The 21,124-nt window shown below is 62.0% G+C and carries 17 protein-coding genes; 6 read left to right on the top strand and 11 right to left on the bottom strand.

Going from position 1 to position 21,124, the window contains the following annotated elements:
• Positions 1-219 precede the first annotated feature (219 nt).
• Entirely contained in the window at positions 220-837 is a 618-nt protein-coding gene (locus EY713_RS18170) for a LabA-like NYN domain-containing protein (RefSeq protein ID WP_131117665.1), read from the top strand.
• Positions 834-1,496: a uracil-DNA glycosylase gene (locus tag EY713_RS18175; RefSeq protein WP_131117668.1), complete on the top strand. Its 663-nt coding sequence runs from the start codon at positions 834-836 to the stop codon at positions 1,494-1,496. The genes EY713_RS18170 and EY713_RS18175 overlap by 4 nt, the downstream gene beginning before the upstream one ends.
• Here the strand turns inward: EY713_RS18175 and smpB are convergent.
• Both smpB and dapA read right to left on the bottom strand, forming a co-directional pair.
• Positions 1,493-1,969 (bottom strand): SsrA-binding protein SmpB, encoded by a 477-nt coding sequence (smpB, locus tag EY713_RS18180; protein ID WP_131117671.1) that lies wholly within the window; start codon positions 1,967-1,969, stop codon positions 1,493-1,495. The two genes, EY713_RS18175 and smpB, sit on opposite strands and share 4 nt — an antisense overlap.
• A 26-nt stretch (positions 1,970-1,995) precedes the next feature.
• The gene (gene dapA, locus EY713_RS18185) at positions 1,996-2,886 is read right to left on the bottom strand and encodes a 4-hydroxy-tetrahydrodipicolinate synthase (protein WP_131117674.1); all 891 of its coding nucleotides are present in this window, start codon (positions 2,884-2,886) and stop codon (positions 1,996-1,998) included.
• 288 nt (positions 2,887-3,174) lie between these two features.
• Here dapA and EY713_RS18190 point away from each other — a divergent pair, with 288 nt between their 5' ends.
• The gene (locus EY713_RS18190; RefSeq protein ID WP_131117677.1) at positions 3,175-5,457 is read left to right on the top strand and encodes a lytic transglycosylase domain-containing protein; all 2,283 of its coding nucleotides are present in this window, start codon (positions 3,175-3,177) and stop codon (positions 5,455-5,457) included.
• 58 nt (positions 5,458-5,515) lie between these two features.
• Positions 5,516-6,442 carry an alpha/beta fold hydrolase gene (locus tag EY713_RS18195; protein WP_131117680.1) on the top strand — a complete coding sequence of 309 codons (927 nt, stop codon included), beginning with the start codon at positions 5,516-5,518 and terminating at the stop codon, positions 6,440-6,442.
• Between the two features lie 495 nt (positions 6,443-6,937).
• On the opposite strand, the gene EY713_RS18200 is transcribed toward EY713_RS18195, so the two are convergent.
• Positions 6,938-8,098: a COX15/CtaA family protein gene (locus EY713_RS18200; protein WP_131117683.1), complete on the bottom strand. Its 1,161-nt coding sequence runs from the start codon at positions 8,096-8,098 to the stop codon at positions 6,938-6,940.
• A 124-nt stretch (positions 8,099-8,222) separates the two neighbouring features.
• On the opposite strand from EY713_RS18200, the gene EY713_RS18205 reads away from it, so the two are divergent.
• The gene (locus EY713_RS18205) at positions 8,223-8,453 is read left to right on the top strand and encodes a DUF2842 domain-containing protein (protein ID WP_131117686.1); all 231 of its coding nucleotides are present in this window, start codon (positions 8,223-8,225) and stop codon (positions 8,451-8,453) included.
• A 7-nt stretch (positions 8,454-8,460) separates the two neighbouring features.
• Here EY713_RS18205 and EY713_RS18210 read toward each other — a convergent pair whose 3' ends face one another.
• Positions 8,461-9,513 carry a polysaccharide deacetylase family protein gene (locus EY713_RS18210; RefSeq protein WP_131117689.1) on the bottom strand — a complete coding sequence of 351 codons (1,053 nt, stop codon included), beginning with the start codon at positions 9,511-9,513 and terminating at the stop codon, positions 8,461-8,463.
• A 129-nt stretch (positions 9,514-9,642) separates the two neighbouring features.
• Between EY713_RS18210 and EY713_RS18215 the strand changes: the two genes are divergently transcribed.
• Entirely contained in the window at positions 9,643-10,824 is a 1,182-nt protein-coding gene (locus EY713_RS18215) for a GNAT family N-acetyltransferase (RefSeq protein ID WP_131117692.1), read from the top strand.
• A 7-nt stretch (positions 10,825-10,831) separates the two neighbouring features.
• Here EY713_RS18215 and EY713_RS18220 read toward each other — a convergent pair whose 3' ends face one another.
• The 7 genes from EY713_RS18220 to rseP form a co-directional block, all read right to left on the bottom strand.
• Positions 10,832-13,027, bottom strand: a complete 2,196-nt coding sequence (locus tag EY713_RS18220) for a GumC family protein (protein ID WP_165491183.1) — start codon at positions 13,025-13,027, stop codon at positions 10,832-10,834.
• Between the two features lie 184 nt (positions 13,028-13,211).
• On the bottom strand, positions 13,212-14,411 hold the full coding sequence (gene lpxB, locus EY713_RS18225; RefSeq protein WP_245572778.1) for a lipid-A-disaccharide synthase: 1,200 nt from the start codon (positions 14,409-14,411) through the stop codon (positions 13,212-13,214).
• Entirely contained in the window at positions 14,408-15,226 is an 819-nt protein-coding gene (lpxA, locus tag EY713_RS18230) for an acyl-ACP--UDP-N-acetylglucosamine O-acyltransferase (RefSeq protein WP_131117698.1), read from the bottom strand. The genes lpxB and lpxA overlap by 4 nt, the downstream gene beginning before the upstream one ends.
• 17 nt (positions 15,227-15,243) lie before the next feature.
• Positions 15,244-15,708, bottom strand: a complete 465-nt coding sequence (gene fabZ, locus EY713_RS18235) for a 3-hydroxyacyl-ACP dehydratase FabZ (protein WP_131117701.1) — start codon at positions 15,706-15,708, stop codon at positions 15,244-15,246.
• A 158-nt stretch (positions 15,709-15,866) separates the two neighbouring features.
• Complete coding sequence (gene lpxD, locus EY713_RS18240; RefSeq protein ID WP_131117704.1) at positions 15,867-16,943, bottom strand: UDP-3-O-(3-hydroxymyristoyl)glucosamine N-acyltransferase; 1,077 nt, start codon at positions 16,941-16,943, stop codon at positions 15,867-15,869.
• Positions 16,944-17,221: 278 nt separating this feature from the next.
• Complete coding sequence (gene bamA / locus EY713_RS18245; protein WP_131117706.1) at positions 17,222-19,726, bottom strand: outer membrane protein assembly factor BamA; 2,505 nt, start codon at positions 19,724-19,726, stop codon at positions 17,222-17,224.
• Positions 19,727-19,955: 229 nt separating this feature from the next.
• The gene (rseP, locus tag EY713_RS18250; protein WP_131117709.1) at positions 19,956-21,062 is read right to left on the bottom strand and encodes an RIP metalloprotease RseP; all 1,107 of its coding nucleotides are present in this window, start codon (positions 21,060-21,062) and stop codon (positions 19,956-19,958) included.
• Positions 21,063-21,124 lie beyond the last annotated feature (62 nt).

The raw sequence follows: 21,124 nt of genomic DNA on the forward strand, positions 1-21,124 counted from the left end.
AGCACCGATCGCTACGAATCCGCAAGGCGGGGCTGTACCGCAAGGGTCCGCCATACTGGCGCCATTGTAAGCGATAGACTCAGGCGTTCGTTAAACTCATTCTAATGTTATGTTATCACGCTTGTGGTGTAACCCCGAAGATGCGAAATGAAAACACTGGCATTCACGTCGCCTCGCTGGGACATCGCTTACGACCTGTGACCATGAGCTATAAATAAAATGAATGAGTCGGAACGAATTGCGCTATTTATCGACGGTGCCAACTTGTACGCAACCGCCAAATCGGTGGGTTTTGACATCGACTACCGTCGGTTGTTGCGGGAGTACCAGACGCACGGACGCCTTGTCCGAGCTTTTTACTATACCGCCATGGTGGATGATCAGGAATATTCGTCGATCCGTCCTCTGATCGACTGGCTGGATTACAATGGCTATGCCGTGGTGACCAAGCCGGCCAAGGAGTTTGTGGACTCGACGGGTCGTCGCAAGATCAAGGGCAACATGGACATCGAGCTCGCGGTCGACGCGATGGAGATGGCCGAACATGTCGACCACATTGTCTTATTCTCTGGCGACGGTGATTTTCGCTCTCTCGTCGAAGCGGTGCAACGCAAGGGTGTCCGCGTTTCGGTTGTTTCGACCGTCATGACGCAGCCGCCGATGATCGCGGACGAATTACGCCGGCAGGCCGATGACTTTATTGATCTGGCCCATATGGCCGGCAAGATCGGGCGCGATGTCGGAGAGCGATCGGATCGTCCGATCCGCCATGTCGACCGGCGGACCAGCACTCATACGAATGCGCCCTCGCACGAGCCCGAAGAGATCGACGACTGACGGCGTTGCGCGATCCCGCTCCGGATTGTCCGCTCTGTCCTCGTCTCGTCGCCTTTCGGCGCGACGCTGCGAACAAGCATCCGGACTGGCACAATGCGCCAGTCCCATCGTTTGGGCCGGATGACGCGCGTCTGTTGATCGTTGGGCTGGCGCCGGGCCTCCAGGGCGCCAATCGGACGGGACGGCCGTTCACGGGCGATTGGGCCGGCGATCTCCTCTACGAAACGCTCGATCGTTTCGGCTTTTCGGTCGGCGCCTACGACGAGCGCCCCAACGACGGTCTGCGGCTCATCGATTGTGTGATCGTCAATGCGGTGCGGTGTGTCCCTCCGGCCAATAAGCCGCTGCCGATCGAGATTAAAACCTGCAACGGCTTTCTGGCCGCAACCCAGGCGGCCCTCCCTCGCTTGGCCGCCATCGTGGCTTTGGGTCGCATCGGACATGAGAGCCTGCTGCGCTCACGCAATCTCCGGCTCTCGGCTCATCCGTTCGGCCACGGGCGCCACCACGATCTCGGAGACGCGACGCTCTTCGACAGCTATCACTGCTCTCGCTACAACACGAACACGGGCGTGCTGACGACCGAGATGTTCCATGCGGTCTTCGCGCAAGTGCGCCGGTGGCTCGACGCCGCGCCGCCTCCAGACCGCGCCGTTTAGTTTCTGTCGCGCAACAGCCGCGACTTCTCCCGGTTCCAATCCCGCAGCTTCTCGGTCTCGCGCTTGTCGTGCAGCTTTTTGCCCTTGGCGATCGCGATCTCGATCTTGGCCATGCCGCGCTCGTTGAAATAGACTTTCAGCGGAACGATCGACATGCCCTCGCGCTCGACCCCGATCGCGAGTTTAGCGATCTGCCGTGCCTTCATCAGCAGTTTGCGCGGGCGACGTGGCTCGTGATTGAAGCGATTGGCCTGCAGGTATTCTGGAATATTCGCATTGATGAGGAACAGTTCGCCCTTTTCGGCGGATGCATAACTCTCCGCAATCGTGGCCTTCCCAAGCCTTAGCGATTTGACTTCCGTTCCGGTCAGCACCAATCCGGCCTCGAACACTTCGCCGATCTCATAATTGTAGCGAGCGCGTCGATTATCGGCCACCACCTTGAAGTTCTTTGCCTTGATGTTCTCCGCCACGTCAGGTCACCACCACCAAACTCGTGTCAATCATGCAAAATACCAGCATGACGCATCGCGGCACGGATCTGCCCGCGCGCCGCTTCGGACACCGTCACCATCGGGAGACGCACGTCTTCGGTCCCGAGGCCGAGCAGCGACAGCGCATATTTGGGGCCGGCCGGGTTTGGCTCGATGAACAAGGCCGTATGCAGCGGCACCAAACGATCCTGAATCGCCAAGGCTGTCGCGAAGTCGCCGCGCAAACAGGCGCTCATCATGTCGGCACAGAGCTTCGGCGCAACATTGGACGTTACCGAAATCACGCCGGATGAGCCCGCCGCCATACAGGCCAGCGCTGTCATGTCCTCGCCCGAGAGCTGGACGAAATCCGGCCCCAGCGCCTGACGCTGCAGCGACACGCGCGCCACATTGCCGGTCGCGTCCTTCACGCCGACGATGTTCGGAAGCTCGAACAACCGCTTCATCGTGTCGACCGACATATCGACCACGGAGCGCGGCGGGATGTTGTAGATCACGATCGGGATGCCGATCGCGTCGTTGACAGCCTTGAAGTGGCGATAGAGCCCCTCTTGGCTCGGCTTATTGTAATAGGGCGTGACGACCAAGACGCCGTTGGCGCCGGCCTGCTCGGCGTGGCGCGCGAGATCGATGGCCTCGACCGTGTTGTTCGATCCGGCACCCGCGATGACCGGGACACGGCCCCTCGTCTCGTTGACGCAGATGTCGACGACCCGCTTATGTTCCTCGTGGCTCAGCGTCGGTCCTTCGCCGGTCGTGCCGACCGGCACGAGACCATGCGTACCACTCTCGATTTGAACATCAATCTGAGCCCGCAGCGCGGCTTCGTCGACCGCCCCATTCCTGAACGGGGTCACCAAAGCGGTCAGCGAGCCCTTCAAACGTGTTGTGGACATGTCCCATCCCGTTATTTGACCGCAAGGACCCAGAGTCGTCACACGCCCTACAGGCGCCGCAATTTCCAGGCTCCGTCAAAGGGTCGTGATGTAGACCTTGCAAGACCGTAAGGGAAGGGGCGTGACGCCGGCCCGCGGTCGATCGCGGGAATATCGCACGGCGGCGACCGATCGAGCCGGGTAGTTAACGATCCGTTATAGGAAACGAGCACAGCATGGCATCGGCGGCTTCGGGCGCGAGCGCGCCTCTGTCGACCTTTGTTACGTCGCGAGATCCAGAGGACACGCATGTCGAAGTCGCGCACCATTGCTTATGGGTCTGTCGGGGCCATCGTGGTCGCCGGCGCGATCCTGGCGGTGCCGGCCAGCCGTCATGCGATCCGCCATGAGATTGCCAAGCACCGCCACTTCAACTTCAGCAACACAACCGCGACCTCCGTCGTGCCGGTCGCACAGGCACCCGCCACGATCCTGGCGAGCGAGGCAGACCCTCGGTTTCTCGCCCGTTCCTCGGCCGAGGTCCCTGCCCCGCATCTCGGAACGGTGACGCTCGACGCCAGCGCCTTCGCGCCGCCGACCGTCACGTCGCTGGCCAAGAGCGCAACCGGAACGGACGTTCAGCCGCTTGACAAGGGTGCCGCCTCACCCGTGATCCGATCATCGAGCGATCAGGACGGCGGCGTGGGGATTGATCTCGCAGGAGCCCGCCAGGCGCTGCGGCTCTATCGGCAAGGCGATCTGGCGGCAGCCGACGATTTCGCTCGTCTCACCAGCGGCCCGCTGCGGACACTGCTCGATTGGACCGCGATTCGTCTCGCCTCCCGACAGGCGGGCCTGCCCCGTCTCGAAGCCTTCAAAGCCGCGCATCCCGACTGGCCGACGATGACGTGGATCAACCGGCGCATCGAAGAAGCCAAAGTCGCGACACGCGATCCTGCCGCGACACTGGCGCTGTTTGCCAGTTCGGCGCCGGAGACCCTGTTTGGGCGACTGGCACTCGCGCGTGCCAGAATTGCGACCGGCGACCTCGACGGAGGCGCGGGAATCATTCGATCGGCTTGGCGGAACGATGATCTGACGGCTGGGGAAGAAGCCCTGATCCTGAAGGATTTCGGCACGCTACTCAGGCGCGAGGATCATAAATTTCGGGCCGACCGCTTACTCTACAAGGAAAACCTGCCGGCCGCGATGCGAGCGACCGCTCTCGCGGGCCCGGATGTCGCGCTGCTCGAGAAGGCGCGCATCGCGGTGATCGGGTCCATGCCGTCGGATGCCGCGATCGCGGCGGTTCCGAAAGCCTTGCAAAGCGACCCCGGCCTGCTCTTCGCCAAAATCCAGAAGGCGCGCCGCGCCAATAAGATCGCCGACGCCGCCACGATGATGTTGTCGGCCCCCTCCGACCCCACCCTGCTGGTGGATGGCGACGAATGGTGGACCGAGCGTCGCCTTGTCGCCCGCAAACTGCTCGACGCGGGCGACGCCAAGACAGCGTTCCGCATCTGCGCCACACATGGCGCATCGTCCAACGCGTCGCGCATCGAAGCCGAGTTTCATGCCGGCTGGATCGCATTGCGTTTTTTGAACGATCCTGTTCTGGCAGCGCCGCATTTCGCCAATGCCGCGACTCTGGCCGAAAGCCCCATCTCGACGTCTCGGGCGGCTTATTGGCAGGGCCGGGCCGCTGCAGCGGCTGGTGATGCGCCGGCCGCAGCCCGGTTTTACGACACGGCCGCGCAGCAACCCACGACATTCTATGGCCAAATCGCCAACGCTGCTCTCGGGCGCCCGCCCGCCGTGCTGCGGCAACCGATCGCTGTCGCGTCCGGTCCCGATCGCCGGGAGGCGATCCAGGGCGTTGGCCTTTTGTTCGATCTCGGTGAACGGGATCTGGCGCTCGGGCTGGCCCTGACGATTGCCAAGACCGAGCCGGATCCGAGCCAGGTCGCAGCGCTCGCCAGCGTCGTCGCCGCCACCAAGGATGCGCGAGCCACCCTGTCGGTCGGCAAGGCCGCCGGCCAACGCGGCATCGCGCTCGACGATGCCGCCTTCCCGACATTCGGGATCCCGGCCTACCAACCGCTCACCAATTCGGCCGACCGCTCGACCGTCTATGCGATCGCGCGACAAGAGAGCGAGTTCGACCCCCGGTCGGTATCCTCCGCTGGCGCAAAAGGCTTGATGCAGTTGATCGGCTCGACGGCACGTCAAACCGCCGTAAAGGCCGGGATCGATTTCGATGAAACGCGGCTCTTGCTCGACGCCGGTTTTAACGCGCAGATCGGTGCCGCGCATCTCGGCAAGCTTCTGGCTGACGAGAACGGTTCTTACATCCTGACTTTCGCGGCCTATAACGCCGGCGCCCGCAAGGTGCAGGACTGGATCGGGATCTATGGCGACCCGCGCAAGCCGGGCGTCGATCCGATCGACTGGATCGAGCGAATTCCCTATTCGGAGACGCGAAACTACGTCCAGCGGGTGTTCGAGAACATGCAGATGTATCGCGCTCGTTTCGGCGTGCCGACCGCGTCCCTGTCAGACCCTCAGCCGACCGTGACCGGCAAGGGAACCTGATCCCAGGGCCGTGAGCCACGCCCCCGCTCCTCCGCCAGATCATCACGAAAGGTCGCCCGTGCCTGGTTTCATCAGTCGGTTCGTCTCGGCCCCAGACGCTCTTCGCCTCCACGCCCGAGACTATCAGCAGGCGGATGGCGGCACGACAGGTGGGCTCACCGTCGTCTGCCTGCCAGGACTGGCTCGGACCTCGGCCGATTTCCATGTCTTGGCCACGGCTCTGCTGGAGAGCGGCGTCGCGGCGCGCGTGCTCGTGATCGACTATCGCGGGCGGGGCCTGTCGGCGCGCGACCCGAACCCCGATCGCTACGATCTGCCAATCGAGTCAGCGGATCTGCTGGCCGTTCTTGCGGCGCTCGAGATCGGTGCCGCCGTTTTCGTCGGAACCTCGCGCGGCGGTCTTCATACCTTGATGCTGGGCGCCGTGCGCCCGACGATCCTCCAAGGCGTCGTTTTGAACGATATTGGTCCGGTCATCGAACCGCGCGGCCTTGCGCGCATTCGCGGCTATATCGGTAAATTGCCCGAACCGAAATCGTGGCCGGACGCGATCGACCTGCTTAAGCACCTCGCCAGCGCGCATTTCACCGCACTCGAGGAGCAAGACTGGGAGACCTTTGCCCGCACCACGTTCGAGGAACGCGACGGCCGGTTTGTCCCGCTCTACGATCCTGCCCTGATGCACAATCTCGCGAAGCTCGACCTCGATGCGGTACCGGTGCTCTGGCCGCAATTTGAGGGCCTGCGACATGTCCCGGTTCTGGTCGTGCGCGGCGAAAACTCCGATCTGCTCTCCGCCGCGACTGTCACCGAGATGACCAAACGACATCCCGACTGCGCGGCCGTCACGGTGCCGGGCCAAGGTCATGCACCGTTGCTGATCGACACCCCGACGACGCGTCGCATCTGCCAATTTGTCGAACGATGCGGATTCAATCTACACTCAACAGCGGCGGCCCAACGCGGCTTATCCTTGCTGTTGTAAGACAATGAGGCGGACGACGGCTGCTTCGTCGCAGCATTACACACTATAAAATAGATGACGTTACGTCATTTTTATAATCTCGACTGTTGCCGGTTGGCCGCCGAGAAAAACTTGTGCCCTCGAGTCAATTGCGACTTGATCAATAGCCGTCACCTGTCATGTTGAACGAGCTTGATAACAAACTGAATTTTCGCTGCCGACTTATATTATCGTCTCGGTCGATTGCCCTCTATGGCCATGCGTTCAGCTATGGCGAGACCCGAATGCGAATGGATCAAACGATACAGGACAACAGGCGTGCCCGACAGAAGTCGAGCCCAATCGCGTGGTGGCATGCAGGGCGTTCACGCGCCCGATCGGACGCCGCCGATATGCTGTTGGACTATGGAAGTCATGCCTATGAGGTGGCGACCCGCTTGGCGCGAGCAGAACGTCGTTACCGCATCATCGACATTTCTCTGCCACCCGGCCACTGGGAACGGGTGAGGCGCAACATCAAGCGGCGGCTCGTCTTGAAAGACTAGGCCGACTCGCTGCAACAGTCAGCGACGACACAGCCTTCGGCTGAAGCCAGCAGCGATGGAGAACGGCTGCCCCGAGCACGACCATCGCAAAAGCCTGATGTGCGAGGGCCGCATCGAGCGGGACCGCCCACACGAGTGTGGTGATGCCGATCACCGCCTGACACGCGATCAGGAGCGCCAGTGCAAGTGCGGTGCGCGATGCGGGTTGACCCGGCAATGTGCGCGCGCAATCGACGGCGTGACCCACGGCCGCGATCAAGAGAAGGTAGGCCATGAGGCGATGATCGAATTGTGCCGTGGTCGCGTTCTCGAAGATGTTCCGCCAGAGCGGCGACTGAAACCATAATTCGCTCGAGGGCGGAACGAGGTGGTCGCCCATTAATGGCCAGCTATTATAGATTTTCCCAGCCCGCAGGCCCGCAACGAGGGCGCCGAGACCAATCTGCACGAAAACGAGCCCGATCAGGACAGTCGCGCTGCGACGAATCCGATCCGGCACGAGGCTCGACGAGGACGACGTCCGCAAGCTTTCCGCGAACCAGACCGAGAGCGCCAAAGTGACGGACGCGACGAGAAGGTGCAGCGCCAAGAGATATTGAGAGACCTCGGTTCGATCGACGAGGCCGGATTTGACCATCAACCAGCCAATGACGCCTTGCATGCCACCAAGCGCCAACAAGCCGACGAGCTTGATCTTGAGGTTGCGGGTCAGAGCGCCCGTGAGCCAGAAATAAGCCAGCGGCAAAGCCACGGCAAAGCCAATGATCCGGCCGAGCAACCGATGCGACCATTCCCAATAGAAGATCGACTTGAAGCCCTCGACATCCATGTCGGGAAACACGCGGGCATATTGCGGGATCGTCTTGTAGCGCTCGAACTCCGCTTGCCACGCGTCGGCCGTGAGCGGCGGAATGATGCCGCTGATCGGCTTCCACTCGGTGATCGAAAGCCCAGATTCGGTCAGCCGGGTGGCTCCTCCGACCACGACCATCAGCAAGATCAAAAGCGCGACGAACCACAGCCAGGCGCGCACCTGACCGAGGCGGCCGGATTGCGAGACGGACCTGATGGCCTGATGTCCGTCTGCCGGACGACCAAGCGAGGCACCATCAAGAGTCGTACGTGTAGACATTCGGCCAAACACCTGTTTTGTCACGCTGCGCGAGAACAAGAAACGTCTAGGCTGACGTGCATCGCCGGTCCAGACGCGACCCTGTCGCATCGAGCAAAGCACAAACAACCGCCGAGGACTGGATATGAGGAGACGCACTCGAAAATTCATCGGCGCCGGCGTCATGCTCGCATTTGTCGCGATCTATGCGGTCGTCGCGATGCTGGTTGCGCAGTCCGAGCCAGTCCATCGAGCCCCTGGGTGGGCGCAGGGGATCTTCTATGCCATTGTCGGGCTTGCATGGATCCTGCCGTTGATGCCGTTGATCCGCTGGATGGAACGCCCGGATCCCGACGAGGTCGTTTCCGCCTTGTGACGCTAAGTCACGTGACGTCGATTCGTCGGCCACGGTTCCAAACCGCAAATGCGACACCCGACAGCAGAATGTCGAGGCACGCACCGCTCTGGTATCGACCATCGATCGAGACCCGAGGGAGCGCCATCGGATGCTTGGCATGGCCGGAATAGAGCAGCCCGGGCCGCGTCGTGACGCCACTGACATAGCCTGCTTGCGCCGCGAGTGCGAAGTCGCGCGGCCCGGCTGAGGTGGGATCGCCGACCGGATAGGCGACATGCCGAACCGGCCGTCCCGTGTGCTCCTCGAGCATCTGCTTGGCTTGTCGCAATTCCTCGAGAACCTTGGCTTCGGCATGTTTAGCCAACATCGGATGCGTGACCGTATGGGACCCGATGGTGATCAGCGGATGCCGGGACAGTGCTTCGATTGCGGGCCAATCGAGGCATTCCCGCTCCACAAGCGTTCGCCCGTCCACGCCCGCGCGTCCGCATAGCTCGGCGATCGTCGATAATAATTGGTCCTCCGGCCCGCGCCGAAGCCGCCGAGAGATTGCCGCGAAGGCCTCCCGCTTCTCTGCCGTTCCGACGGCTGGTAGCTCGACGCGATCCCCCCCGATGTCGACCTCGACACGATCGAGATGGCGGATCGCTTCTTCAAGTTCGAGCCACCAGAGCCGCGCGGTTCGGTCGGCAAAGCCGGTCGTCACATAAACGGTGGCGGGCGCCTGATGACGGTCCAGGACCGGCAGAGCCCACTCGACATTGTCACGATAACCGTCGTCGAAAGTCAGAACCGCGACGGGTGGGCCGTCGCTCCGCTCGCGCAGAACCGCGATGGCCTCATCCATGGTGACGATGCGATAACCGGACTGCCGAAGCCGCAGGATCGTCGCCTCGAGAAAGGCGGGCGTGATCTCGAGCGCCTCGTTGGGCGCGAAGGTCTCCGGCCCGGTCGGTCGCACATGATGGAACATCACAATCGCGCCGACGCCGCGCGCCAGCGGCGCGGCGATGCGATGCAGGCCCAGCGCCGCGATCACATCGAAACCGCTACTGATCAAACGATGGCGCAGGCTCATCCGACTTTCCGGCGCGAGAGGATGCCGCGACACACGGGACCATAGGCGTGAGCTCACGCCATCCGCACTCTACGCAAGAGGATATTGAGGTTTGATTGCTAAGGATGCGAGAGGGCTTCCGGAGCACCGATGCAAAGCGAGCGCGACGACGACGCAGAACGGCTCGCCGCGCATGTGGCACGGGTCACCGTCTTCGATGACCCCACGGCGGCCGCGGCCGAATGGGACGCGCTACAGGCCATCTCGACCATCTCGCCCTATCAGACCAGAGCCTTTCTCACGGCTTGGTGCGAGACAGAGGGACGCGCCAATGCCACGACGCCCATGATCGTGGTCGCCTATGACGACCGGGACCGCGCTATAGCGCTACTGCCACTCGGGCGAAGTCGCGTGAAGCTGCTCTGGGTCGCACGCTTTCTCGGCGGCAAACACGCGAACTACAATCTTGGCCTGTTCGACCCCTCCCTTGTGTGGAGACGCGAGCAGATCGGCGCCCTGCTCCGGCAGGCCGCAGCCTCGATCGAACCATCGCTCGACGTCTACGGCTTTATCAATCAGCCGCTGACGTGGGACGGCACCCCCAATCCGCTGACGCTTCTGCCGTCGCAACCGAGCCCGAGTTTCAGCCATAGAGCCACTTTGAACGCCGACCCGGATCGGTTTTTCAACGACCAGCTTTCGGCGCGCTCTCGCAAAACGCTGCGGAGCAAGCGCACGGCCCTCGAACGTCAAGGACCCGTCTCGACCTTAAGGGCACGCACGCCCGCCGAAATCGATGCGGTCCTGGCCGCCTATCTCGATCAGAAAAGCCGCAAATTCGCTGCGCTCGGGATTCGGGACGATGCGGGAAAGGCCGAGGCCCAAGCCTTTCTGCACCATGCCGCAGGACGCTCGAACAACCATCCCGCCAGTCTCGAATTGCACGCTCTGCTCTGCGGTGACCGGATTGTGGCCACCTTTGGCGGCCTCGGCCATGCCGGCCGTTTTTCGGGGCTGATCATGTCCTATGACGACGATCCGGCGACCGCGAAGACAAGCCCGGGCGACTTGCTACTCGTGCACGTTTTGGCCGAAAAATGCCGTGAGGGTTTCGCCAGCGTCGATCTCGGAATCGGAGAAGCCCGCTATAAGGCAACCTATTGCCCGATCACCGACCCGTTGGTCGACGGCTTTGTGCCAGTCTCGATCCGTGGGCGGGTGTTCGTCTGGATCGACGCGTTCAGGCTCCATATCAAGCGCCGCATCAAACAATCCCCGCGCGTCTGGGCGCTGGCCCTCCGGCTTCGCAAGATCGCGCGTCGCGGCTCTTAAGGACTGTTCAGGCGGCGCTGCGAGCCGCCTGCCCGTCCAGCCCTGGCGCGGCGTCGAAGCCGATCACCTCGGCGACCCCGGCGGCGTAAAGGGCGGCACGGCTTGCATCGACATCCGACCGCGGCGCTTCGGGGGAAAAGAGCAGCACCGCGAGATCTGTTGGATCGGCGCGTCGGAGCATCTCGGTCGACACGCGCGGCACGGGAACCGCGAGCACCACATGATCGTAGGTCTCCGCGAGAGCATCGACGACCATGTCGAAGCCCTCGGCATTGCCTTCCAGTTGCCCCCGCCCAAGCGGAACGATGTGCAATCGCGACAGGGGATCACGATGGATCACTTCAGCGAAAGTCGTGGCGCCAACGAGCAGATCCTTGAGCCCAAGAACCGGGCCCCGCGCGGCGAGATCGTCCGCGCTTCGCATCAAGGCACGGTCCAGCCCACCGGGGACGGCACCACAATCGACCAGGATCACGCGATCCTGCCGAGCAAGCGCGCGCGCGAACGACAGGGCGACAGGCAGAACTGCGATCTCCGGATCGGCGCCGGCGATCACGACCCGCACCGCGCCATGCAGTTTGCGGCGCTGATGAATATCCTCGACCACGGCCTCGAATTGCCCGTCACCCCTGCGATCCCCCGTGGGGGTGCGCGCGAACGGGGCACCGGGCTCGACCGCCTGTGCCGACAAACCGCGGGGACGCCTCGATCGAGGATCGACGAAGGCATCGTCGCTAAACTCCGGATTGCCGCTGACCGGCACCGGCATTGATCCTGGCGACGTGTCACGCAGGAACGCACGACCCGAGAGCAATTCCCGAGCAATGATCAGACCGATCGACAGCAGCAAGCCCGCAAGCGTGAAAATCGCGATCATAGGACCTTTCTTCGGGAACGACGGGACTTCGGGCGCCACCGCGCGCGAGATGATCCGCGCATCCGCCGGCGTCGAGGCGGCACTCTCGCGGGCCAGAGCCTCCTGATATTTCTGCGTGTTAAACTCGAGCTGATCTTTCAGGAGACGCGCTTGCGATTCGAGATCGCGCAAAGCCACTTCGTCGCTCCCGGCCACGCTGGCGGTCTTTTTCTGCGTGTCGAGAGCGGTTTGAAGATTGACGACCCGGCTCGCCGCGATGCGAGCCTCGTTCTCCAGCGTCCGAACGGTTCTCTCGCCTTCAAGGCGCAGTTGCTGGTCGAGATCCGCCAGTTGGGCGCTCATTTCCTGCATCCGCGGATGGCCGGGCAACAAAGTGCGGCCTTGCTGGGCGATCTGCGCCTTGAGGGTAATGCGTTGATCGGAGATCCGGCGGATCAGGTCATTATTGGCGACATCCGGTACATCGCCGACGCGGTTGGCACGGATCATGTCCCGCAACAGCTTTGCCTTGGCTTGCGCGTCCGCCTCGGCGCTCCGCGCCTGCGCCAGTTGCGTGTTGATGTCAGTCAACTGCTGGGCCGTGATCGTCGTATTATTCGATCCGATCAGCAGGCCGTTGCCGGCGCGATAGGTCTGGGCCTTCGTTTCTGCCGCAGCCGCCCGCACCCGCAAATCGGCGATCAACGACGCCAGAGACGCGGCCGCCGTCCGGGCCGCGTCACGCTTCGTGCTCGACTGGAGGTTGATGTAGAGATCGGAAATCGTGTTCGCGGCCTTGGCGGCCAGATCGGGATTTTGCGACGTAAACTGGACGCTCAGCACCCGAGACTTGATCACCGGATAGACATTCAGCTTGTCGTAATACGAGGTCAGGATGCGCTCATCGGAGCTGACCCGCATCGGGTCCCGCTCGAGCCCGAGAAAAACCGCCGCGCGGGACAGCACGCCGAGACCGTTGGCCAGCGGATCGAATTCAGGATTGCCCTTGAGGTCGAGAGCCGTGATGGCGTCCCGCGCGATATCTCGCGACGAGATGAGTTGCACCTGGCTCTGCACCGCCTCGTCGTCCGGCAATTGTGCCGTTTCCCGCTCGCCGCGGTCAGGCCGCGTGAAGAAGTTCTCGCCATTCTCGATGAGAATTTTCGACTCGGCGGTGTAGCGCGGCTTCACCAGATTGACGCCGATGATCGAGGCGATGAAACAGAACGCGACGGGGCCGATGACCCATAATTTGCGGCGCGCGATCGTGCGACCGATCGACGACAGGTCGAGTTCGCGTCGGAACTCGGCGTCTCGCTGAAGGTCGTCCTCGCTCTCAATCCGCATGACCACTCCGACGCGACCGACCTCTCGAGGCCTTGCGGTCGGCGGCATCGACATTCTGTCGAATCCAGACGGACCACTCAGCTTATGGATCGATTAGACGGGATGGAGATTGAGGCTCCATTAACCGTAAGCGGATTTTTTCGCGATTTTGAGAGTCTTTTTCGAAGCTTGCGGCGTGAAAGCGTCAGAGCGCGCCAATGTGGCGCAGAATGACCGAGGCGGCGCACTCGCTCGGGACTTCGCCGGACTCAAGGCTCATCAGCGCGTCCAGGCGCCGCATCGCATCCGTTTGAGCTTGCCGCGTAGGCGTCTCGCGGAGCAAAGGCAGCAGCGCCGCCGCGAGACGCTCCGGCGTGCAGGCATCCCCAATGAATTCTGGGATATCGAGGCTGCCGGTCACGAGATTGGGCAGCACGATCGACGGCACCTTGATGAGAAACCGCAGCCGCATCTCGACCGGCGTGACCCGATAGGCAACGACAGTTGGTACGCCCGCCAAGGCGAGTTCGAGCGTCACCGTGCCGGACGCAGCAAGCGCCACTCTTGCGCGCCGGAATGCCGCGAGCTTCTCGGCCTCACCCCGAAGGATGCGGACCTGAACCGGCCAAGCAGCCGCGCGGGCCTCGATCTCGGCAGCCAGATGGTCGACGGCCGGCAGCACCACCTCGAGCGGTCCGTAAGACGCTTGCAAACGTTCCAGCGCCCCGCCGAAATCATCCATCAGGCGGCGGATTTCGGAATGACGCGACCCCGGCAGAACCACGACGACGGGAGGCTCCTCGCGGCGGCGATCCACATCCTGCGGCAAGGGACGAAACTCGTCGATCCGCTCGATCAGCGGGTGGCCCACATAGGTGCAGGTCGGCCCGCCGAGACGGGCATGAGCGGCCGGTTCGAACGGTAGAAGTGCGAGCACGTGATCGACATAGGCCCGCATGGCCTTTGCACGCCCCGTTCGCCAGGCCCAAACCGTGGGGCTGACATAGTCGATCACGGGAATGCCCGGCAGGCGCCGGCGCACGCGGCGGGCGACACGATGCGTGAAATCCGGGCTGTCGATGATGATCAACGCGTCGGGTTTGAACGCCACCGCGGCGGCGGCGGTCTCGGATATGCGGCGTAGCACGGTCGGCAGACGTTTAATGACCGGCAGAATGCCCATAACCGCGATATCGGTTAGGGGAAACAGCGACCGAAGCCCTTCGGCCTCCATGCGATCGCCGCCGACCCCCGCAAATGCGAGAGGCCGGGGCGAGAGACGACGCAAAGCCCGCATCAGCTTAAAGCCGAGTTGATCTCCGGAATGCTCCCCCGCCACGATAAAGAGCCGCAGCGGTGTTTCACGCCGGTCTGACGCACCGCCGACGGCGCGCGGGGGCTTCAACCCGCCACGTCCTTGACCTCGCGCGGGACGCAGATCGCGCGATCGGCTCCATTGCGGATGAAATCGAGAATTTCATGCACTTCGACGTGGGTCGAAAACTCGCCCGCCACATCTTCGACCCGCTCTTTTAGGGTTCCTTCCGCCGCAAAAAGAAGACGGTAGGCCCGCCGAAGATCGTGGATCTGCTCGCGCGTGAAGCCGCGACGCTTCAGCCCGATGAGATTGAGACCGGCCAGATGCGCGCGATTACCGAGCGCCATGCCATAGGGAATCACATCATTTTCGACCCCTGCGAGACCGCCGACGAAAGCATGCGGGCCTATGCGGACGAATTGGTGGACGGCTGCGCCGCCGCCTAGGATGACGAAATCACCAACGCGGCAATGGCCGGCCAACATCACATTGTTGGAGAAGATGACATCGCTGCCGACCCGGCAATCATGGGCCACATGGGCATTGGCCAGGAATGTGCTGCGATCACCGACTGAGGTTAGCATACCGCCCGACCCCGTGCCGGGGTTCATGGTGACGCCTTCGCGGATCAGACAATCCGACCCAATGTCGAGTCGCGACAATTCTCCCCGATATTTGAGATCCTGCGGCTCGTGACCGATCGAACTGAAGGGGAAGATGCGCGTCCGCGCTCCGATCGACGTGCGACCGGCAACGGCCACATGGGACACGAGTTGGACCTCGTCCCCGAGTTCGACATCGGCGCCGATGGTGCAGAATGGCCCGATCGACACATTTCGGCCGATGACGGCACCTGGCTCGACGACCGCAAGGGGATGAACCCCGACCTCACGAGCCGCCACTGACCTCTCGAGGGCCGTCAATCCATCACCAGCATGGCGCTGACGAGAGCTTCGGCCACAAGCACGCCGTCGACCTTCGCCTCGCCCCTATACCACCACATATTGCGCCGATGCGCCGTTTTGGTGAGGTGATATTCGACGACGTCGCCCGGCACCACAGGCTTGCGAAACTTGGCTTTATCGATCGTCATGAAATAGACCAGCTTCGGTCGAGCAAGGCCCTTCGAATGAACGCAAAGCGCGCCGGCCGTCTGTGCCATACCCTCGATCAGCAAGATGCCAGGCATCACCGGCCGACCCGGAAAATGCCCCTGGAAATGCGGCTCGTTGATCGTGACGTTCTTGATCCCGACACAACTCTCGTCGCCCTTCATCTTGATGATCTTATCGACCAGCAAGAATGGATAACGATGGGGCAACGCTTCGAGCAATTGCTGAATATCAAGGGAATCAAGCGTTATCGGCAGCACCGTATCGTCCATTCGGAATCCATCGATTGTGGCCTCGTGGTCGGCATGGGATAGCCGGGGCCGGCAAGAAAAAGAGCGCCATCAGCGCACGAAGTGCCCGCGAGGGCAATGACATAGACCAGCGATCACCTGTCAGGACACCCCAGCGGGAGGTGGAGCATCAAGGCCGATCAGTTCTTCTCCTCGACCGGAGCGTTCGCGCCGGGCTTGTTCCATTCGCCGCGCGCCAAACGCTTGAGGATAGCGGTCTGTTTGAACAAATCCCGCACCGGCTGGGCCGGAGATCCAACCACGCGAGCGCCCGCTGGGACATCCGCCATGACCCCTGCCTGGGCACCGATTTGAGCACCCGTGCCGATCGTCAAATGGCCCGTCAGGCCCGCCTGCCCCCCGGTGACTGCAAAATCTCCGAGTGTCGTCGACCCGGAGATGCCACCTTGCGAGACGATCACGCAATGACGACCGATGACGACGTTGTGGGCGATCTGGACGAGATTATCGATCTTAGTGCCCTCTCCGATGATCGTATCGCGGTTCGATCCTCGATCGATCGCGGAATTTGCGCCGATCTCGACGTCATCCTGGATCACGACGCGGCCAATCTGCGGCACCTTCAGGTGTCCACGTGCGGACATCGCGAACCCAAACCCATCCTGCCCAATGCGAACGCCGGGATGAATAATGACCTGGTTGCCGATCAACGCATTCAAGATCGTCGATTGCGGGCCGATCGAGCAGGATCGCCCGATGCGCACATCCGGCCCGACGACGCTATTGGCGCCGATCGTCGTTCCCGATCCGATTTCCGCGCGCGGCCCGATGACCGCACCAGGGTCGATCGTGACACCCGCTTCGATCCGTGCTTCGGGATGGATGAAAGCACCTGGGGAGATACCCTCCGTTCCGAAAATGGAGCTCGGCCGAAGGGCATCCGGGTAGAGTTTGGCCAAAATCACGGCAATGCTGCGGTACGGCTCGGTCGCGATCAGAGCGACGGTCCCGGCCGGCACGATGGCGGCGAATTTCGCTGGAACGAGACAAGCAGAAGCGCGGGTCGCGGCCACCATCGGGGCATAACGCGGATTATCGAGAAACGTCAGGGCTCCTGCGCCGGCCAGATCGAGAGGCGCCACGCTGGTAATGACGGTCGAAAGCTCCGCCCCCGCGGGAGCGGTTGCGCCCGTCCATTCGACGATCTCCGCGAGCGTTGGTGTGCAAGCACGGCGGAAGAAGACCGGTGCGCTCATGTCGATGCCGTACCCATTCGTTGTGAGTTGCCCCGAGGGCATTCGTTTGAAGCCAAAAGGGGCTTCAGCCACCGCACCAAAGCAGCGGCTTGGTTGAACCACTTCGCTGCGTCAAGTCAAACATGCCCAGCCCTGAAGAGTGAAGTGGTCGACCCGAAGCCAAGGTTTTTCACGCGTCGTCTCGGTCCCAAGCACGCCGCTGAAGCAAGTCCTTTAAACGAGTGTGGGACCCCGGCCTTTCGGCCGAGGTCCCACGGGATAACAAGATCTCGTCTCGATCAGAAGCTGGTGCCACCCGAGAAGCGGAAGGCTTGCGTCTGGTCGTATTTGTCCTTGCTCAAAGCGTAGGCGTAATCGAACCGGATCGGGCCAAGCGGCGAGGCCCAAATCAAGCTGGCGCCGACGGAGGAGCGGATCGCGTCCGAATCGCGCAAGACCACGCAGGTGCCCTGCTGATAGTTGGTCGCAAACACGCCAGTCGCCTGGCCGCCCGCCACGCAGGCTCCACCACCCGGGGTGAAGTTCGTGCGGCCGGTGTAGCCGAAGAGCGTTCCCGCATCGGCGAAGAAGGCACCCTTCAGGCCAAGGTCACGCGGCAGACCATAAAGCGGGAACTGCGTCTCCAACGATCCACCGAAGTAGGTCGAGCCACCCAGCGGATTGTATTTGGCGTTGGTCGGGTCGCTGATGTCGCGTGCGCCGATACCCGACGGAGCGAAACCACGAACCAATGTCGGTCCAAGCTGGAACTGGTCGGTGATGCGAAGCTGACCACTCAGCGCTTCGACATGACCTCCCTGCAGGCGCACGAACCCGATGATGTCGTCGTAGATCGGGTGGTAGTAGCGCAGGTCGCCCGTGCTCCGAACGAAGGTGTTGTCGCGCTGACCGCCCGCATTGCCGAGGCCGGTGTCGAAGCCGACATCGGTCCGGATTTCGGCGAACAAGCCGCTGGTCGGGTTCTTCGGGTTATCCAGTGTGTTGTAGTTGAGGTTGAAGCCGACCAAATTGGTCAACGTCGACCCAAGCGCTTCCTTGATGGCGATCGACGCCTCACCGTTGGTCAAGCAGTTGTTCGTCGCTGTGGCCGGCACATTCACCAAGGTGCCGTAACCAGGCGTTGTCCCATCGATCGGAACACCACCGGTCGACACGCAATCGTTTGACGGCTGGCTCGACTTGTTCGGGATGCTGATCTTGGTGTTGTAGATCGAGTAATGCGGCGAGATGGAGAATTCGTCGGTGATCGGAATACCAAGCCGCAAGGTACCGCCCGTCACGAAGGTCTCGTAGAGCGCATATTGCGTGTTATCGTTCTGCTTGGCGAAGATGTCGAAACCAGCGGCGATGCGGGTGTCGAAGATATACGGCTCGGTGAAGGAGAAATCGACGCCGCGGGCATACTGGCCCTCTTGCACGCCGAGCTTCACATATTGACCACGGCCTAGGAAGTTGGTCTCGGTCACGGCTGCTTCCGCGATGAAGCCATCCGAGGTCGAGTAACCACCCGAGATCGAGAACGATCCCGTCGGCTGATCTTCGACGTCGACGTTGATGATGACACGGTCGGCGGATGAGCCCGGCAGATTGGTGATCCGGACCTTCTTGAAGAAGCCGAGGCTGTTCAAGCGGCGCTCGGCCCGATCGATCATGACCTTGTTGTAGGGGTCGCCTTCGCCGATATCGAACTCGCGACGAATGACGTAGTCGCGGGTGCGGGTATTTCCGTGGACGTCGATGCGCTCGATGTAGACGCGCGGGCCTTCATCGATCACGAAGCCAAGGTTGACCGTGTGCGTGGACGGATTGCGGTCACCGCGCGGCCGAACTTCCGAGAAGGCATAACCGCGACGCTGAACTTCGCGGGTCAACCCTTCGGTCGACTTCTCGACGAGGTCGCCATCATAGACGTCGCCTGCGGAAAGCCGAACGATCGGCGTCAGTTGCTCGCCAGAGACGTCCGACAGATGGGATTCAACCCGAACGGCGCCAACCGTATATTGCGCGCCTTCTTCGACCGTGATCGTGATGTGATAACCGCCGGCTTCCGGGTCGAATTTCACGTCCGAGCCGACGATGCGGAAGTCGGCATAACCGTTGCGAAGGTAGAAGCGGCGAATGGCTTCCTGATCGGCCGCGACCTTGTCGGCATCATAGACGTCGGATGTCTTGAAAAAAGACAGGTAATTTGATTCCGTGGTCTGCATCAGACCGCGAAGCTTGCCGGAGCCAAACGCCTTGTTGCCGACGAAGTCGATCGACTTCACGCCGGTCTTGTCGCCCTCGTCGATCGTGAACACGACGTCGAGGCGACCGTTCGGAAGATCGACCGTCCGGGCCGTGACCTTGGCGAGACCACGGCCGTTATGCTGATAGATTTCCTTGATGCGCTCGATGTCGGCCTGAACCGTGGCGGGCGAATAAGGCCCTCGCGATTTCGACTGAATGGCACTGGCCATCTGGTCGCCCTTGATCTTGCTGTTGCCCTCGAAAGCAACCCGGTTGATGACGCCATTCTCGACGACGGTCACGACCAGACCCGCACCGCGGTGGCTGACGCGAACATCGGAAAACAGCCCGGTCGCATAAAGGTCTTTAATGGATTGGTTGACATTGCCCTGATCGGCACCGGTGAAATAGGACCGGACCGTTTCAGCGTCGACGCGACGATTGCCCTCGACAACAATGGATGCCGCCGATGCGGGCAAGGTGATCCCGGCAATCATGACGGATAAGACCGTTATGAACGCGAGTCGGTTCAAGAAGCCGCGTAGAAACTGCATGTACTCTCGGTCCCCGTCTACCGCGAGCGTGGGTCACGCTCTCGATCCCTCAACCTGAACACTAAAGTTTGATGATTTCCGAAACCGAAGTGACGGGAACCAGATTTTCTTGTCTCAGGTTTTCGCTTCTACAAGGTTTACGGGGGGGAGCAAACCAACATTCGGCGCGGTGCGCACCAAAGCCCACAGGCGTGTCTCTACCGACACGCAAGCCGCTGAAACGCCACAATTAACTGACGAAAAACCGCGAAATATCGTTGTATGTGGCGCAAAGCATCAGAGTCGCGACAAGCGCGATGCCGAGACGAAAGCCGTATTCCTGCACGCGTTCGCTCACCGGACGCCCTTGAACGGCCTCGATGCAGCAAAACAACAATCGTCCGCCATCAAGCGGGGGAATCGGAAGAAGGTTAAAAAATCCGATAGAAACTGAGAAGAACGCGGCCAGGTTAAGCAGGGCGCCGAAGCCGAGCTGAACGACCTTATCGGTCACCTCGACCATACGGACCGGGCCGGACAATTGCGCCACCGTTTCGCGGCCGGTCAGCAGGCCGCCGAGGTAGCTCACGGTGCGGCTTACCACATACCAACATTCGGATGTCGCAGCGGTCACGGATTCGATCGGCCCGAGGCGCTTCACTGAATAATCGGCGCGATCGGTCGAGGCGCCGAGACCCAACACCCCGATTCTCGCCGTTCCGAACGGCCCCGTCACATCCTTGCGCTGGGGAGTCGCTGTCAGATGAACCAGAGTTCCGCTCCGATCGACGTCGATCGCCAAGGGCGTATCGCTCGACTCGCTGACGATGCGCTGCATGTCCATGAAGCTGTCGATCGGACGTCCGTCGATCGACGTGATCCGGTCACCCGGCTGAAAGCCGGCCTGGGAGGCGGCGCTATCGGCCACCACGGATGCGACACGCGGCGCCAGCACGCCGATCCCTTCGACGTAAAACAAGCCGGCGAAAAGCACGATGGCGAGAAGGAAACTCGCGATTGGCCCCGCCGCGACGACGAAGCCACGCTGCAGGGCGGATTTGCCGGCGAATGTGTCGCCACGAGCCACCGTATCGGCGATTGCGGTCGGCTTCGCACTCACGTCGCTATCGCCGTGAAATTTGACGTAGCCACCGAGCGGGATGGCGGCGAGCCGCCAACGTGTTCCCTTACGATCCGTATAGGCTGCGATTTCGGGACCGAACCCCACCGAAAACGCGTCGATCCGCGCGCCGCAGAGCCGGCCCGCTAGAAAATGCCCGAGTTCATGGAAGAACACGACGAGCACCAGAATGAAAATATAACCGAGGACGGTTTGGAAATGACTGAACAGGGCCATCAGAAACTCCGGAGGGCCCCGTCGGGCCGACATGCGGAACGCAACATCGATACGGGTGTGCC

The sequence above is a fragment of the Lichenihabitans psoromatis genome, from assembly GCF_004323635.1.
GTDB lineage: Bacteria > Pseudomonadota > Alphaproteobacteria > Rhizobiales > Beijerinckiaceae > Lichenihabitans > Lichenihabitans psoromatis.

Excerpts from the sequence above, each read along its gene's own strand:
- EY713_RS18205 (WP_131117686.1), top strand. The coding sequence starts at position 8,223 with ATGAGGAGACGCACTCGAAAATTCATCGGCGCCGGCGTCATGCTCGCA.
- EY713_RS18210 (WP_131117689.1), bottom strand. The coding sequence starts at position 9,513 with ATGAGCCTGCGCCATCGTTTGATCAGTAGCGGTTTCGATGTGATCGCG.
- EY713_RS18200 (WP_131117683.1), bottom strand. The coding sequence starts at position 8,098 with ATGTCTACACGTACGACTCTTGATGGTGCCTCGCTTGGTCGTCCGGCA.
- EY713_RS18170 (WP_131117665.1), top strand. The coding sequence starts at position 220 with ATGAATGAGTCGGAACGAATTGCGCTATTTATCGACGGTGCCAACTTG.
- dapA (WP_131117674.1), bottom strand. The coding sequence starts at position 2,886 with ATGTCCACAACACGTTTGAAGGGCTCGCTGACCGCTTTGGTGACCCCG.
- bamA (WP_131117706.1), bottom strand. The coding sequence starts at position 19,726 with ATGCAGTTTCTACGCGGCTTCTTGAACCGACTCGCGTTCATAACGGTC.
- EY713_RS18215 (WP_131117692.1), top strand. The coding sequence starts at position 9,643 with ATGCAAAGCGAGCGCGACGACGACGCAGAACGGCTCGCCGCGCATGTG.
- EY713_RS18190 (WP_131117677.1), top strand. The coding sequence starts at position 3,175 with ATGTCGAAGTCGCGCACCATTGCTTATGGGTCTGTCGGGGCCATCGTG.
- lpxD (WP_131117704.1), bottom strand. The coding sequence starts at position 16,943 with ATGAGCGCACCGGTCTTCTTCCGCCGTGCTTGCACACCAACGCTCGCG.
- EY713_RS18220 (WP_165491183.1), bottom strand. The coding sequence starts at position 13,027 with ATGCGGATTGAGAGCGAGGACGACCTTCAGCGAGACGCCGAGTTCCGA.
- rseP (WP_131117709.1), bottom strand. The coding sequence starts at position 21,062 with ATGGCCCTGTTCAGTCATTTCCAAACCGTCCTCGGTTATATTTTCATT.
- fabZ (WP_131117701.1), bottom strand. The coding sequence starts at position 15,708 with ATGGACGATACGGTGCTGCCGATAACGCTTGATTCCCTTGATATTCAG.